We start from the raw sequence: 13,633 nt of genomic DNA, 5'->3' as shown, positions 1-13,633 counted from the left end.
GCGGATCGTTGTTCATGCGGCAGTTCATGCAATCGGTTGGTGCACCGTCACCAGCTTGGTGCCATCGGGGAAGGTGGCCTCGATCTGGATCTCGGGCACCAGCTCGGCCACGCCGTCCATCACGTCGGCGCGGCTGAGCACCTGCTTGCCCTCGCTCATCAGCTGCGCCACGGTCTTGCCGTCGCGCGCGCCTTCCATCAGCGCCGCGGTGATGAGCGCGATGGCCTCGGGCACGTTGAGCTTCAGCCCGCGCGCCTTGCGGCGTTCGGCCAGCAGCGCGGCGGTGAAGATCAGCAGCTTGTCTTTTTCGCGGGGGGTCAGGTCCATGGGTCCAGGCCTCAGCAGGTTGGGTGCCATGCTAAACCCGCCGTCCCCCGCTGCCCGCCCACCCTGGTGCGCTTCTTGAGTGCAGGGCACCGGTGCACCCCAGCGCCGCCCCCGCCCAGCAACGTGTCGTCACCACCCGGCGCGACTACAACAGCTGGGTCGCGCGCGAGAGCATCGAAGACTACGCGCTGCGCTTCACGCCGCGCTCGTTCCGCAAGTGGAGCCCCTGGCGCGTGGCCAACACGGCGTTCGGCGCGGCCTCGTTCCTGATCCTCGAGGCGGTGGGCGCGACGCTGCTGGTGCAGCACGGCTTCGTCAACGCGGCGCTGGCGATCCTGGCCACGGGTCTCGTGATCTTCCTGGCCGGGCTGCCGATCAGCGTCTACGCCGCGCGCCACGGCGTCGACATGGACCTGCTGACCCGCGGCGCCGGCTTCGGCTACATCGGCAGCACCATCACCAGCCTCATCTACGCCAGCTTCACGTTCATCTTCTTCGCGCTCGAGGCGGCCGTGATGGCCTACGCGCTGGAGCTGGCCTTCGACATCCCGCCCGCCTGGGGCTACCTGCTGTGCGCGCTGGTGGTGATCCCGCTGGTGACGCACGGCGTCACGGCCATCAGCCGGCTGCAGATGTGGACGCAGCCGCTGTGGCTGCTGATGCTGGTGGTGCCCTTCGTCTATGTGTTCGCCGAGCACCCTGGCATCGTCGACGGCCTGGCCAGCTACGCCGGGGCCGACGGCACGCACGGCGGCTTCGAGCTGCTGGCCTTCGGGGCGGCCACCACGGTGGGCATCGCGCTCATCACGCAGATGGGCGAGCAGGTCGACTACCTGCGCTTCATGCCCGAGCCGCGGCCCGGGCAGCACTGGCGCTGGTGGGCCGCGGTGCTGGCCGGCGGCCCGGGCTGGGTGCTGCTGGGCGTGCTGAAGATGCTGGGCGGCGCGCTGCTGGCCTACCTGGCGCTCTCGCACATGGTGCCGGCCGACCGCGCCGTCGACCCGAACCAGATGTACCTGGCCGCCTACGAGCTGGTGTTCTCGCACTACGGGCTGGCGGTGGCGGCCACGGCCGCGTTCGTGTTCGTCTCGCAGCTGAAGATCAACGTCACCAACGCCTACGCCGGCTCGCTGGCCTGGAGCAACTTCTTCTCGCGCCTGACGCACGCGCACCCGGGGCGCGTGGTGTGGATGGTGTTCAACACCGGCATCGCGCTGGTGCTGATGGAGATGAGCGTGTTCCAGGCCCTCAGCCATGTGCTGGGCCTGTACGCCAACGTCGCGATCGCCTGGATGATGGCCGTGGTGGCCGACCTGGTGGTGAACAAGCCGATGGGCTGGAGCCCGAGAGGCATCGAGTTCAAGCGTGCCCACCTCTACGACATCAACCCGGTGGGCGTGGGCGCGATGGGCATCGCGTCGGCGCTGTCGGTGGCCGCGCACCTGGGCGCCTTCGGGCCGCTGGCGCAGGCGTTCTCGGCGCTGATCGCGCTGGTCACGGCCTTCGTGGCTTCGCCGCTGATCGCCTGGGCCACGCGGGGCCGGTACTACATCGCGCGGCGCAGCATCCCGATCGTTCCCGTGTCCGTGCCCGCCGAGCCGTCCGCCGCCGACGGCCCCTACCAGCGGCTGACCGCGCGCTGCACGGTCTGCGAGCGCGACTACGAGACCGAGGACATGGCGCACTGCCCGGCCTACAGCGCGCCGATCTGCAGCCTGTGCTGCACGCTCGACGCCCGCTGCGACGACCAGTGCAAGCCCGACGCCCGGCTGTCGGCACAGTGGGCGGCGCTGCTGCGGCGGCTGCTGCCCGCGCGCATGGCGCCGCAGCTCGACGCCGGCCTGGCGCACTACCTGCTGCTGCTGGGCCTGGTGACGCCGGTGCTGGCCGGGCTGCTGCTGCTGGGCCACCGGCAGATGCAGCGCGCGCTCGGCGCGCAGGCGGCGCTGTTCGAGCCGACGCTGGGCCAGGGCTTCGTCAGCGCCTTCCTGCTGCTGTGGATCGTGGCCGGCATCGTGTGCTGGTGGCTGGTGCTCGCGCACCGCAGCCGCCAAGCGGCGCAGGAGGAATCGCGCCGGCAGACGGCGGCGCTGCAGCGCGAGATCGCCTCGCACGCGCGCACCGACGAAGCGCTGCAGCAGGCCACGCGCCAGGCCGACGCCGCCAACCAGGCCAAGAGCCGCTACATCACCACCATCAGCCACGAGCTGCGCACGCCGCTGAACAGCATCCTCGGCTACGCGCAGCTGCTCGAGGAAGACGAGGCCATGCCCGCGCACCGGCGCCAGGCCGTCAGCGTGATCCGCCGCGGCGGCGACCACCTGCTGAGCCTGATCGAGGGCACGCTCGACATCGCGCGCATCGAGAGCGGCAAGCTGGCGCTCGACGTGCGGCCGATGCGCTTCGCCGACGGACTGGCCGAGATCGCGCGGCTGTTCGAGCTGCAGGCCGCGGGCAAGGGCCTGCAGTTCAGCTTCGCCGTCGACGGCACGCTGCCGGTGGCGGTGCGCGCCGACGAGAAGCGGCTGCGCCAGATCCTCATCAACCTGCTCGGCAACGCGCTCAAGTTCACCCCCAGCGGCCAGGTGCGGCTGCACGTGCGCTACCAGCGCGAGATGGCGCGTTTCGAGATCAGCGACACCGGCCCGGGCATGACCGCCGCCGAGCTGGCGCGGGTGTTCGAGCCCTTCGAGCGCGGCAGCGCCGCCAGCGGCATGAGCGTCGGCAGCACGGGCCTGGGCCTGACCATCGCGCGCATGCTCACCGAACTGATGGGCGGCGAGATGACGGTGGCCAGCCAGCCGGGGCAGGGCACGACGTTCACGATCCGCCTGTTCCTGCCCGAGCTGCTGCCCGACGCGCGCGGCCTGCTGCCGCTGCGCGACGACCCGCGCCAGCGCCGCACCGGCTACGCGGGCCCGCGCCGCCGCGTGCTGGCGGTGGACAACGAAGAGGCCGACCGCCGCCTGCTGCTGGACCTGCTGCAGCCGCTGGGCTTCGAGCTCACGGCCGCGGCCTCGGGCGAGGAGGCGCTGGCGCTGCTGGCGCAGCCGGATGCGGCGTTCGACGCCGTCTTCATGGACCTGGCGATGCCCGGCATCGACGGCTGGGAGACCATCCGCCGCCTGCGCGCGGCCGGCCACGCGATGCCGCTGGCGGTGGTGTCGGCCAACGCCTTCGACAAACGGCTGGAGAACGACGTCGGCTTGCCGCCCGAGGACTTCCTCGTCAAGCCCGTGCGCATGACCGAGCTGCTCGACTGGCTGGGCCGGCACCTGGGCCTGCAGTGGACGCTGGCACCGGCCCCCGCACAGGCGCCCGCGGCACCCGCACCGGCGAACGGCGCCGCGGCCAGGCCGCCGGTGGCACTGCTGCGTGCGCTGCACGATGCGGTCAGCCTGGGCCACGTGCGCGGCATCGGCCGCCAGATCGACGCCATCGAGGCCGCCGACCCGGCGCACGCGGCCTTTGCCGAACGCATGCGGCTGCTGGCGCGCCAGTTCCGGTTCGATGCGATGAACGACGTGCTGCGACAAGCCCTGGAGGAGCCCCGTGCCGCCTGAGACCACCGTGCCCGATGCCGACGGCGTCACCCTGGCCGGCGCGCCCGGCGGCGCCGATGTCGTGCTGGTCGTCGACGACGTGCCCGACAACATCGCGCTGCTGAACGACGCGCTCGACGAGGCCGGCTACACCGTGCTGGTGGCCACCGGCGGCGAGGCCGCGCTGGCGCTGGCCGCGCGCGCGCTGCCCGACATCGTGCTGCTCGACGCGGTGATGCCCGGCATGGACGGCTTCGAGGTGGCGCGGCGCCTGAAGGCCGACCCCGACACCGCGCCCATCCCCATCGTCTTCATGACCGGCCTGACCGAGACCGAGCACGTGGTGGCGGCCTTCGGCGCCGGCGGCAGCGACTACGTGACCAAGCCGATCCGCCCGCGCGAGGTGCTGGCGCGCATCGCCGCGCACCTGCACCAGGCGCGCGCGCAGCGCCAGGCGCGGCACGCGCTCGACGCCTTCGGCCACGCGACGCTGGTGGTGCGTGAACGCGACGGCCGCCGCGTCTGGCAGACGGCACTGGCGCGGCGGCTGCTGGCCGAGCACTTCGGCGGCGACGAGCACGGCACGCCGCCGGAGGTGATCGCCTGGGTGGCGCGCGAGGCGCTGCGCCGCCGCGCCGGGGCCGAGGCGCAGACGCTGACGGTGGCGCGCGGCGCGCGGCGCATCACGTTCGCGCTGCACGCGATGCCCGACAGCAGCATGGACGACGCGGACGGTGGCACGGGCGGCGCCAGCGCCGAATGGCTGGTGGTGATGCGCGCCAGCGACGACGCCGCCATCGTCGAGGCCATCACGCTGGCGCTGGAACTCACCGCGCGCGAGGCCGAGGTGCTGTACTGGGTGGTCAAGGGCAAGACCAACCGCGACATCGGCGACATCCTGGGCACCAGCCCGCGCACGGTGACCAAGCACCTGGAGCACATCTTCGCCAAGCTCGGCGTCGAGACCCGCACCGCGGCCGCGGCGGTGGCGATGGCGCGGGTGAAGGAGCTGGCGCGCGGGTGAGGACGACTGGCTGGCGCGCCCGGTGCCGGAGCGACCGCAGCCGAGGGCATGGAGCCGGACCCCGTCGGTCCGCCGTGCGCGGGCGCTGAAACGTGTTGTCACGGTGGGAGCCGCGCGCCTTGAAAGAATCGGTCTTTCAGGAGGTCTGACCGATGGACAAGTCCATGTTGAAGGGCATCGCCTTGGGCGGTGTCGCGATGGTCGTGGTGGGCGCAGGCGCCGTCACCGGCTACCAGAAGCTCGCCGCGCCGAGCTCGGCCGAGGTGGTGGCCGTGAAGGAAGTGCATGCGACGGTGCTGACGCCGCAGGAGCGGTGCACCGACGTGCAGGTGCAGCGACAGGCGCCGGTGAAGGACGAGAACCGCATTGCCGGCACCGTGGTCGGCGGCATCGCGGGGGGCTTGATCGGCAGCACCATCGGCGGCGGCGACGGCAAGAAGCTGGCGACCGTGGCCGGGGCGGCTGCCGGCGGGTACGCCGGCAACCAGGTCCAGAAGAAGCTGCAGGAGAAGGACGTCGTCACGTCCACCGAGCGCCAGTGCAAGACGGTGCAGGAGAAGTCGAGGAAGCTGGTCGGCTACGACGTGACCTACCGCCTGGGCGGCAAGGAGGCGGTGGCCCGGACCTCGTTCAAGCCGGGTGCGACGCTGCCGGTGAAGGATGGCAGGGTCGTGACCGCGCCGCCCGGCGACGCGGATCCCTCCTAGCGCGCGGCGGCGGCGCCGGGGCGCGGCCGTGGGCCGGCGGGGTGCCGCTGCCAGGCGCCTGGCGGCTGACCGGGGCGAGGCAGCGCGCAGGCGCTGCCTGCGTGTCCGGAGCGCCTCAGCCGCGCTGGTCGAACTCGAGCACCGCGCGCGCGACGCGCTGCAGCGGCAGCACCTCGTCCACCGCGCCGCAGGCGATGGCTTCCTTGGGCATGCCGAAGACCACGCAGGTGGCTTCGTCCTGCGCCACGGTGCGGGCGCCGCGGTCGTGCATCAGCTTCATGCCGCGCGCGCCGTCGTCGCCCATGCCGGTGAGCACGATCGCCAGCGCGTCGCGGCCGGCGCAGTCGGCGGCCGACCGGAACAGCACGTCCACCGACGGCTTGTGGCGGTTCACCGGCGGGCCGTCGACGACGTTGACGTAGTACTGGCCGCCGGCCTTGCGCAGCGTCATGTGGCGGCCGCCGGGCGCGATCAGCACCACGCCGCGTTCCAGCCGGTCGCCGTCGCGGGCCTCGCGCACGTGCATCGCGCACAGCTGGTCCAGGCGCTGCGCGTACATTGCGGTGAACTTCTCGGGCATGTGCTGCACGATCGCGATGCCCGGTGCATCGGACGGCAGCGCCATCAGCACCGACTCGATGGCCTGCGTGCCGCCGGTGGACGAGCCCAGCACCACCGGCTTGTTCACCGACAGCGCGTGCAGGCCGGCCACCGGCGCGCGCGGGGCGGCAGCGGCCGGCGTGGTGGCGGCCGCTGCCGGCCGGGCCGCGGCCCGCGGCTTGCTGCGGGCGGCGGACTTCAGCGTCTGCAGCAGCTCGCGCCGCGAGTCCTCGAGGAACTGCTTCAGCCCCAGCCGCGGCTTGGCCACCACGGCCACGGCGCCGGCGGCCAGCGCATCCAGCGCCACCTTGCTGCCCTTCTCGGTGAGCGTGGAGCAGATGACGGTGGGGATGGGCATCTCCTCCATCACCTGGCGCAGGAAGGTCAGCCCGTCCATGCCCGGCATCTCGATGTCCAGCAGCAGCACGTCGGGCCGCTGCTTGCGGATGGCCGTCGCGGCCAGCAGCGGGTTCGGCGCGCTGCCCATCAGCGTGATCTCGGGATCACCCTGCAGCAGGTGCATCAGCGTCTGCCGCACCACGGCGGAATCGTCCACCACGTACACGGTGATCGTCATGGTCGTGTTCCTCAGACCTGCACGGCCCGGACCTGCGGCAGCGTCGGCCCCACGGTCCAGACCAGCCGGCGGTAGGTGGCGCCACCGTGGTCGTGCGCGTGCACGGCGATGCCCTCGGACGCCAGCGCGTCCAGCACCCAGCGCACGTTCTCGTCGCCGACGTGGCGGCGCGTGAACAGGGCCGGGAACATGTTGCCGCCGCCGTAGACGAAGGCCTCGCACAGGCGGGGTTCGATGCCGCGCTTCCGCAGCAGCTTGAACAGCGCCTGCAGCGCCTCGCTGCCGAAGCTCGCCGCCTTGCCCGGCGCGCCGTGCGCCGCGCCGGCGTGCACGATGTGGCACATCGCGCCCACGGTGCGCCGCGGGTCGGTGAGCACCACCGCCACGCACGAGCCCAGCAGCGTCTCCAGCCGCTCGCCGCGGCCCACGCAGGCCACGTCGCCGGGGTGCAGCACGGTGGCCAGCGGCAACGGCTGCGTGCAGCCGAACGACGGTGCGGCGCTCACGCGCCGCCCTTGCGGAAGGCGCCGGGCGCCAGCGGTTGCAGCGGGGTGTCGCAGGGCACGCGGCCTTCGGCGGTGCCGATGAAGAAGAGCCCGCCCGGGCGCAGCTGCGTCAGCACGCGGTCGACCACGGCGCGCTTGGTCGGCGCGTCGAAGTAGATCAGCACGTTGCGCAGGAACACCACGTCGAAGGGGCCCAGCCCGTCGAAGGGCTGGCACAGGTTGAGCTGGCCGAAGGACACCCGCTCGCGCAGGCGCGGCTGTATCAGTGCCAGGCCGGCGCTGGCGCCTTCGCCGCGCAGGCAGTAGCGCTTCAGGCGCTCGGGCGTGACGTGGCGCAGCCGCTCCTCGGGGTAGACGGCCTCGACCGCGCTGCGCAGCACGCGGTCGCTGATGTCGGTGCCCAGGATGCGCCAGTCGCTGCCCATGCGGCCCTGCAGCGCCAGGTCCGACAGCAGCATCGCGGTGCTGTAGGCCTCGTCGCCGAACGACGAGGCCGCGCTCCACACGCGCAGCGACGGCGGCTTGTTGCGCGTGATCTCTGCCGCCAGCAGGTCGTAGTGCGCCGGCTCGCGGAAGAAGTAGGTCTCGTTGGTGGTCAGCAGGTCCACCGCCATCTGGAACTCGCCGCCGTCGTCGGGCCGCGAGATCAGCGCCAGGTAGTCGTCGAAGCTGCCGAGCCCGATGCGCTGGATGCGCTGCGCCAGCCGCGACGCGACCAGCGGCTTCTTGCTGTCGTGGAAGCTCAGCCCCACGGCCTCGTGCATCAGCGCCGTGATGCCGCGGTAGGTGTCGTCGCGCAGGGCTTGCATGGTCGGTGCGGTCCCGGTCGGTGCCGGTCTCAGGCGGGTTCGGTCTGCACCGCGGCCTCGCACAGCCGGGCCATGTCCTCGACGTCGAACGCGCGGTCGGGGTCGAGCACGACGACGAAGCGCGTGCCCAGCTTGCCGATGCCGCGGATGAAGTCGCGCCGCACCGCGGTGCCGAAGTCGGGCGGCGGCTCGATGGCGTCGGCGGCGATGTCCACCACCTCGCTCACCGCGTCCACCAGCAGGCCGAGCTCGACCCGCTCGCCGTCGCGCAGCGCGTCGAAGATCACGATGCAGCTCTTCTTGCCCAGCGTCGCCGGGCGGCGCCCGAAGCGCGCGTGCAGGTCGATCACCGGCACCACCGCGCCGCGCAGGTTGATGACGCCGCGCACGAAGGCCGGCATCAGCGGCACCGTGGTCATGGCACCGACCTGGATGATCTCGCGCACGGTGCGGATGTCCATCGCGAACACCTCCGAGCCGAGCAGGAAGGTCAGGTACTGGGCGCCGCGCTCGGTGCGATCGTCGTGTGCCATGGCGCGGTGCTCAGTACGGGCGGAAGTTGCCGTGCGTGCCGGTGGCAGCGCGTGCCGGGCCGGCGGCCGGGCGCGGTGCGCCGCGCATCGGCGAGTTCGGCGCGCGGCGCTCCACCGCGGGCTCGCCGCGGCCCGGCTTGGCACCGCGCTGCGGCTGCGCCTCGGCCTGCAGCGTGAAGAACGCCACCGACTGCTGCAGCTGCTCGGCCTGGCCCGAGAGCTCCTCCGACGTCGCCGCCAGCTCTTCCGAGGCCGACGCGTTCTGCTGCGTCGCCTTGCTCAGCTGGCCCATCGCGCCGCCGATCTGCGTCACGCTCTGGCTCTGTTCCTGCGACGCCGCGGCGATCTCCTGCACCAGCTCGCTGGTCTTCTGGATGCTGGGCACGATCTCGTCGAGCAGCTTGCCCGCGCGCTCGGCGGTGCTGACGCTGTTGCCGGCCAGGTCGCCGATCTCCTTGGCCGCTTCCTGGCTGCGTTCGGCCAGCTTGCGCACCTCGGCGGCCACCACCGCGAAGCCCTTGCCGTGCTCGCCGGCGCGCGCCGCCTCGATGGCCGCGTTCAGCGCCAGCAGGTTGGTCTGGTACGCGATGTCGTCGACGATGCTGATCTTGGCCGCGATCTGCTTCATCGCCGCGACCGTCTGCGTCACGGCGCTGCCGCCCTCGCCGGCTTCCTTGCTGGCCTTGGTGGCCATGCCGTCGGTGACGCGGGCGTTGTCGCTGTTCTGCGTGATCGACGCCGACATCAGGTCGATGGAGGCCGTGGTCTCCTCGACGGACGCCGCCTGCTCGCTGGCCGACTGCGACAGGCTCTGCGCCGTGGCGCTGACCTGGCTGGCAGCACCCGTCAGCGCGTCGGCGGCGGCGCGCACTTCCTCGATGATGCCGGCCAGCTTCTCGCAGCTGGTGTTGGCGTCGTGCTTGACCTGCTCGAAGGTGCCCTGCGCGTCGCGCACGATGCGCTGCGTGAGGTCGCCGCTGGCCAGGCCGCTGAAGACGCGGCCGACGTCGTCGATCACGGCCGCCAGCGTCTCGCTGGTGGCGTTGGCGTCGTCGCGCACCTGGCCGAAGCTGCCGCCGTAGTCGGCGGTGATGCGCTGGCTCAGGTCGCCGGCAGCGAGCGCGCCGAAGACGCGGCCGACGTCGTCGAACACCGTGGCCGTGGTCTCCATCAGTGCGTTCACGCCTTCGCACAGCGCGGCGATGGGGCCGGTCTTGCCGTCCATCGGGATGCGCTGGCGCAGGTCGCCGTTGCGCGCGGCGGTGGCCACCTGCTGCGCCTGCTCGACGGCCTGGCGCAGCATGTTGGCGGCCTGCACCGAGGCAGTGACGTCGGTGGCGATCTTCACGATCTTGACCACGCGGCCCATCTCGTCCTTCACAGGCGCGTAGACAGCCTGGATCCAGACCTCGCTGCCGTTCTTGGCGACGCGGCGGAAGGTGTCGTTCTGCGCCTTGCCGGCGTTCAGGTCGCGCCAGAACTGCGCGTAGGCCGGTGCCGCGGCCTGCGCCGGGTCCATGAACAGGCGGTGGTGCTGGCCGGTGATCTCGTCGGCGCGGTAGCCCAGCGTGTTCAGGAAGTTGTTGTTCGCCCGCAGCACGTGGCCGCCGAGGTCGAACTCGATGTAGGCGTAGCTGGCGTCGATGGCGGCCAGGATGCCGCGTGCGTTCTGGCGCTCGATCTCGGCCTCGGTGATGTCGTAGCGCACGCCGAGGTACTTCATCGGCTTGCCGTTCTCGCCCAGGATCGGGGCCACCACGGCGTCCACGTAGTACGGCGTGCCGTCCTTCGCGCGGTTCTTGATGACGCCACGGAAGATCTGGCCACGGCCGATGGTCTGCCACAGCTCCTTGAAGGTCTCCTTGGGCATGTCGGGGTGCCGCGTGGTGTTGTGCGGCTGGCCGATCAGCTCGCTGCGGCTGTACTTCGAGACCTCGGTGAACTTCTCGTTGACGCTGAGGATGTCGCCCTTCTTGTCGGCCTCCGAGACGATGCTCGTGACGTTCATGATGTCGGTGCGCACCTTCAGCTCGGCCTCGACCTCGTCCAGCCGGGCACGCACCTGCGCCAGCGTCGCCTCGGCGTCGGTGCGCGCGCTTTCGGCGGCGGCGGCCGCGGCGGCGGCGCGGGTGGCGGCCTCGTGGGCCTGCTGCAGCTCGGGGCCGGCCAGCAGGCGCGCCATCCAGGACGTGTTGGGCTGGGTCATGGTGTCTGTCCTTCGGGGGTGGTGATGGTTGCGCGCTGCGGCGCGTGGACGGGAGAGAGCGCCGGCGTCGCCGCCAGCTGGCTGAGGGCGGGCACGTCGAAGATCAGGGCGACTTCGCCGTTGCCCAGGATCGACGAGCCCGACATGCCGCGCAGGCTGCGGAACATGCGGCCCAGCGGCTTGATGACGGTCTGGTGCTGGCCGAGCAGGCTGTCCACCAGCACGCCGTAGCGGCGGCCGGCGGCCTGCAGCACCACGACGCTCGTGCGCTCGGGTGCCGGGCTGTCCAGCCCGTACAGCGCGCGCAGGCTGGTGACGGGCAGCGCCTGCCCGCGCAGCTCGACGATGCCGCGGCCGCGTGCGTCGAGCGCCTGCACGGCCTGCCGGTTCTCGATGACCTCGACGACGGCGTCGAGCGGGAAGATGAACTTGGAGCTGCCGACGCCGACCAGGAAGCCGTCGATGATGGCCAGCGTCAGCGGCAGGCGGATCTCGATGCGGCTGCCGCGGCCTTCGTCGCTGGCGATCTCGACGCTGCCGCGCAGCGCCTCGATGTTGCGGCGAACCACGTCCATGCCGACGCCGCGGCCCGACAGGTTCGTGACCTGCTCGGCCGTGGAGAAGCCCGGCGCGAAGACCAGCTGCAGGATCTCGGCGTCGCTGGGCACGGTGCCACGTTCGACCAGGCCGCGCTCCCAGGCGCGCTCCAGCACTTTCTGGCGCCGGATGCCGCGGCCGTCGTCGGCGATGCGGATCAGGATGCTGCCCGCCTCGTGGCAGGCCGACAGCACCAGCCGGCCCTGCGCCGGCTTGCCGTTGGCCACACGCTCCTCGGGGGTCTCCAGACCGTGGTCGAGGCCGTTGCGCACCAGGTGCATCAGCGGGTCGGCGATGCGTTCGACCACCGACTTGTCGAGCTCGGTCTCGCCGCCGACGATCTCCAGCTGCACGTCCTTGCCGAGCTCGGCCGCGGTGTCGCGCACGACGCGGCGAAAGCGCGAGAAGGTTTCGCCGATCGGCACCATGCGCAGCTGCAGCGTGCCGTTGCGGATCTCCTCGACGAGCTGGCTGATCTGGTCGTTGGCCTCGACCAGCGCGCCCTGGCGCGTCTGGCGCGCCAGCAGCGAGGCGCCGGCGCTGGCGATCACGAGCTCGCCCAGCAGGTTGATGACGGCGTCCAGCCGGTCGGCCTGCACGCGGATGAAGCGCTGGTCGTCGCCGTGGCCGGCGTCGGCGGCCTTGCGCTGCTGCGGCTTGCGCGCGGCCTCGGACGCGGCGGCGGGCGCCTGCGGGTGCTGCGCCGGGGTGTCCTGCGCCGGCGTGCCGTCGGCCGGAGCGTCGTGCGCCGCCGTGCGGGGCGCAGCCGTCACGGAGGGACCGTCGCAAGCCCCGGCGGGCGCGCCGATGTCCAGCGTGCAATCGTCGCGCACGAAGCTGAAGGCGGCGTCGATCGACTCGCGCGGCTGCGCCGTGTCGAGCACGAAGTCGAAGCCCAGGTGGCACTGCTCGGGGTCCAGGCGGTCCAGTGCGGGCACGGCGGCCGCGTCGCAGCGCAGCGCGGTGATCTCGCCCATGCCGCGCAGGTAGTTCAGGATCGCCAGCGGGTCCATGCCGTTGCGGAAGGTGTCGCCGCCGAAGCGCACCGCCACCGGCCAGCGTGCGTTGCCGGTGGCCGGACTGTCCGGCTCCGCCCGCGCGGCCTGTGCCGCCCGGGCCGGCGCGGGCTGGGCGCAGGCAGCCTGCAGACGCGCCACGAGGGCGCCGCGGTGCGCCTGCGCGTCGGCGTCCTCGTCCTCGGGGTGCTGCGCGTCGGCGATGAGCCGGCGCATCTGGTCGTTGCACTGCAGCAGCAGCGTGCTCAGCGCCGGCGTCAGCGCCACCTGGCCTGCACGCACGTGGTCGAGCAGCGTCTCCACGTGGTGCGTGAAGCCCACCACCGCGTCGAGCCCGAAGATGCCGGCCGAGCCCTTCACCGTGTGCGCGCAGCGGAACAGCGCGTCCAGCAGGTCGCGGTCGTCGGGGGCGTCCTCCAGTTCCAGCAGCAGCTGCTCCAGGCGCTCGATCTGCTCGTGGGCCTCGCTGATGAAGGCCGGCAGGGCTTCGGCGATGAAGCTGTTGTCGCGGTCGTTCTGGGTCATGCCTGGTCTCCCACGAGGGCCTGCAGGCCGAGCGCCGCGCAGGCGTTGGCGAGCACGGTGCTGGGCTGGCGCAGCTGCAGCGGGCGGTCGGCTGCCCGCAGCGCATGCTGCAGCGCCAGCAGCAGTTGCACGCCGGCGGCGTCGACCTCGTCGACCGCGGCGCCGTCGACGCAGTGGTTGGCGCTGTCGTGCAGCCAGTCCAGCCACTGCGGGCGCAGTTCGCCGACGCTGTAGATCGTCAGCTCGCGCGGCAGCGCGAGGACCGTGCCCGTGGTGCCGGTCATGGCAGGATCAGCTTGGACACGGCGTCCAGCAGCTGCGGCGGGTTGAAGGGCTTGACGATCCAGGCCTTGGCGCCGGCGGCGCGGCCCTGCTGCTTCTTCTCGTCCTGGCCTTCGGTGGTCAGCATGATCACCGGCGAGAACTTGTGGCGCGCGTGCTTCTTCACCTCGGTGACGAAGCTGATGCCGTCCATGTTCGGCATGTTCACGTCGCTGACGATCAGGTGCACCTTGGACGCGGCGTCGAGCTGCTTGAGTCCTTCGACGCCGTCGCCGGCCTCCAGGACGTCGTAGCCCGCGCGCTGCAGCGCCAGCCGCACCACGGTGCGCAGCGAGCTGGAGTCGTCGACGATGAGGATGGTCTTGGCCATGGGGAACTGCCT

At 72.1% G+C, this 13,633-nt stretch carries 12 protein-coding genes; 3 read left to right on the top strand and 9 right to left on the bottom strand.

Annotated elements, in window-relative coordinates:
• Positions 1-24: 24 nt before the first annotated feature.
• On the bottom strand, positions 25-327 hold the full coding sequence (locus tag ACPOLB_RS11395) for an urease subunit gamma (RefSeq protein ID WP_425261480.1): 303 nt from the start codon (positions 325-327) through the stop codon (positions 25-27).
• A 92-nt stretch (positions 328-419) separates the two neighbouring features.
• Between ACPOLB_RS11395 and ACPOLB_RS11390 the strand changes: the two genes are divergently transcribed.
• From ACPOLB_RS11390 to ACPOLB_RS11380, 3 genes are all read left to right on the top strand, one after another.
• Positions 420-3,890, top strand: a complete 3,471-nt coding sequence (locus ACPOLB_RS11390) for a hybrid sensor histidine kinase/response regulator (RefSeq protein ID WP_425261479.1) — start codon at positions 420-422, stop codon at positions 3,888-3,890.
• 7 nt (positions 3,891-3,897) lie between these two features.
• Positions 3,898-4,893, top strand: a complete 996-nt coding sequence (locus tag ACPOLB_RS11385; RefSeq protein WP_425261911.1) for a response regulator — start codon at positions 3,898-3,900, stop codon at positions 4,891-4,893.
• Positions 4,894-5,045: 152 nt separating this feature from the next.
• On the top strand, positions 5,046-5,600 hold the full coding sequence (locus tag ACPOLB_RS11380) for a glycine zipper 2TM domain-containing protein (protein ID WP_425261478.1): 555 nt from the start codon (positions 5,046-5,048) through the stop codon (positions 5,598-5,600).
• 115 nt (positions 5,601-5,715) lie between these two features.
• Here the strand turns inward: ACPOLB_RS11380 and ACPOLB_RS11375 are convergent, their stop codons facing one another.
• Genes ACPOLB_RS11375 through ACPOLB_RS11340 form a run of 8 tightly spaced genes read right to left on the bottom strand, consistent with a single transcriptional unit; the run spans position 5,716 to position 13,621 of the window.
• Positions 5,716-6,777, bottom strand: coding sequence for a protein-glutamate methylesterase/protein-glutamine glutaminase (locus tag ACPOLB_RS11375; RefSeq protein WP_425261477.1), 1,062 nt, complete (start codon positions 6,775-6,777; stop codon positions 5,716-5,718).
• An 11-nt stretch (positions 6,778-6,788) separates the two neighbouring features.
• Positions 6,789-7,283, bottom strand: coding sequence for a chemotaxis protein CheD (locus ACPOLB_RS11370; RefSeq protein ID WP_425261476.1), 495 nt, complete (start codon positions 7,281-7,283; stop codon positions 6,789-6,791).
• Positions 7,280-8,092 carry a CheR family methyltransferase gene (locus ACPOLB_RS11365; RefSeq protein WP_425261475.1) on the bottom strand — a complete coding sequence of 271 codons (813 nt, stop codon included), beginning with the start codon at positions 8,090-8,092 and terminating at the stop codon, positions 7,280-7,282. The genes ACPOLB_RS11370 and ACPOLB_RS11365 overlap by 4 nt, the downstream gene beginning before the upstream one ends.
• Positions 8,093-8,121: 29 nt before the next feature.
• Positions 8,122-8,625 (bottom strand): chemotaxis protein CheW, encoded by a 504-nt coding sequence (locus ACPOLB_RS11360; protein ID WP_425261474.1) that lies wholly within the window; start codon positions 8,623-8,625, stop codon positions 8,122-8,124.
• Positions 8,626-8,635: 10 nt separating this feature from the next.
• Entirely contained in the window at positions 8,636-10,831 is a 2,196-nt protein-coding gene (locus ACPOLB_RS11355) for a methyl-accepting chemotaxis protein (RefSeq protein WP_425261473.1), read from the bottom strand.
• A complete protein-coding gene (locus tag ACPOLB_RS11350) occupies positions 10,828-12,969 on the bottom strand; it encodes a chemotaxis protein CheA (protein ID WP_425261472.1) in 2,142 nt (713 codons plus the stop codon). Before ACPOLB_RS11350 ends, ACPOLB_RS11355 begins: the two co-directional genes overlap by 4 nt.
• Positions 12,966-13,253 carry an STAS domain-containing protein gene (locus tag ACPOLB_RS11345; protein ID WP_425261471.1) on the bottom strand — a complete coding sequence of 96 codons (288 nt, stop codon included), beginning with the start codon at positions 13,251-13,253 and terminating at the stop codon, positions 12,966-12,968. The genes ACPOLB_RS11350 and ACPOLB_RS11345 overlap by 4 nt, the downstream gene beginning before the upstream one ends.
• The gene (locus ACPOLB_RS11340) at positions 13,250-13,621 is read right to left on the bottom strand and encodes a response regulator (RefSeq protein ID WP_425261470.1); all 372 of its coding nucleotides are present in this window, start codon (positions 13,619-13,621) and stop codon (positions 13,250-13,252) included. Before ACPOLB_RS11340 ends, ACPOLB_RS11345 begins: the two co-directional genes overlap by 4 nt.
• Between the last annotated feature and the right edge of the window lie 12 nt (positions 13,622-13,633).

This window comes from Rubrivivax soli (assembly GCF_049810355.1).
Taxonomy (GTDB): Bacteria; Pseudomonadota; Gammaproteobacteria; order Burkholderiales; family Burkholderiaceae_C; genus Rubrivivax.
The sequence above is the reverse complement of the archived record's forward strand: the minus strand, read 5'-3'. Positions and strand labels throughout refer to the sequence as shown.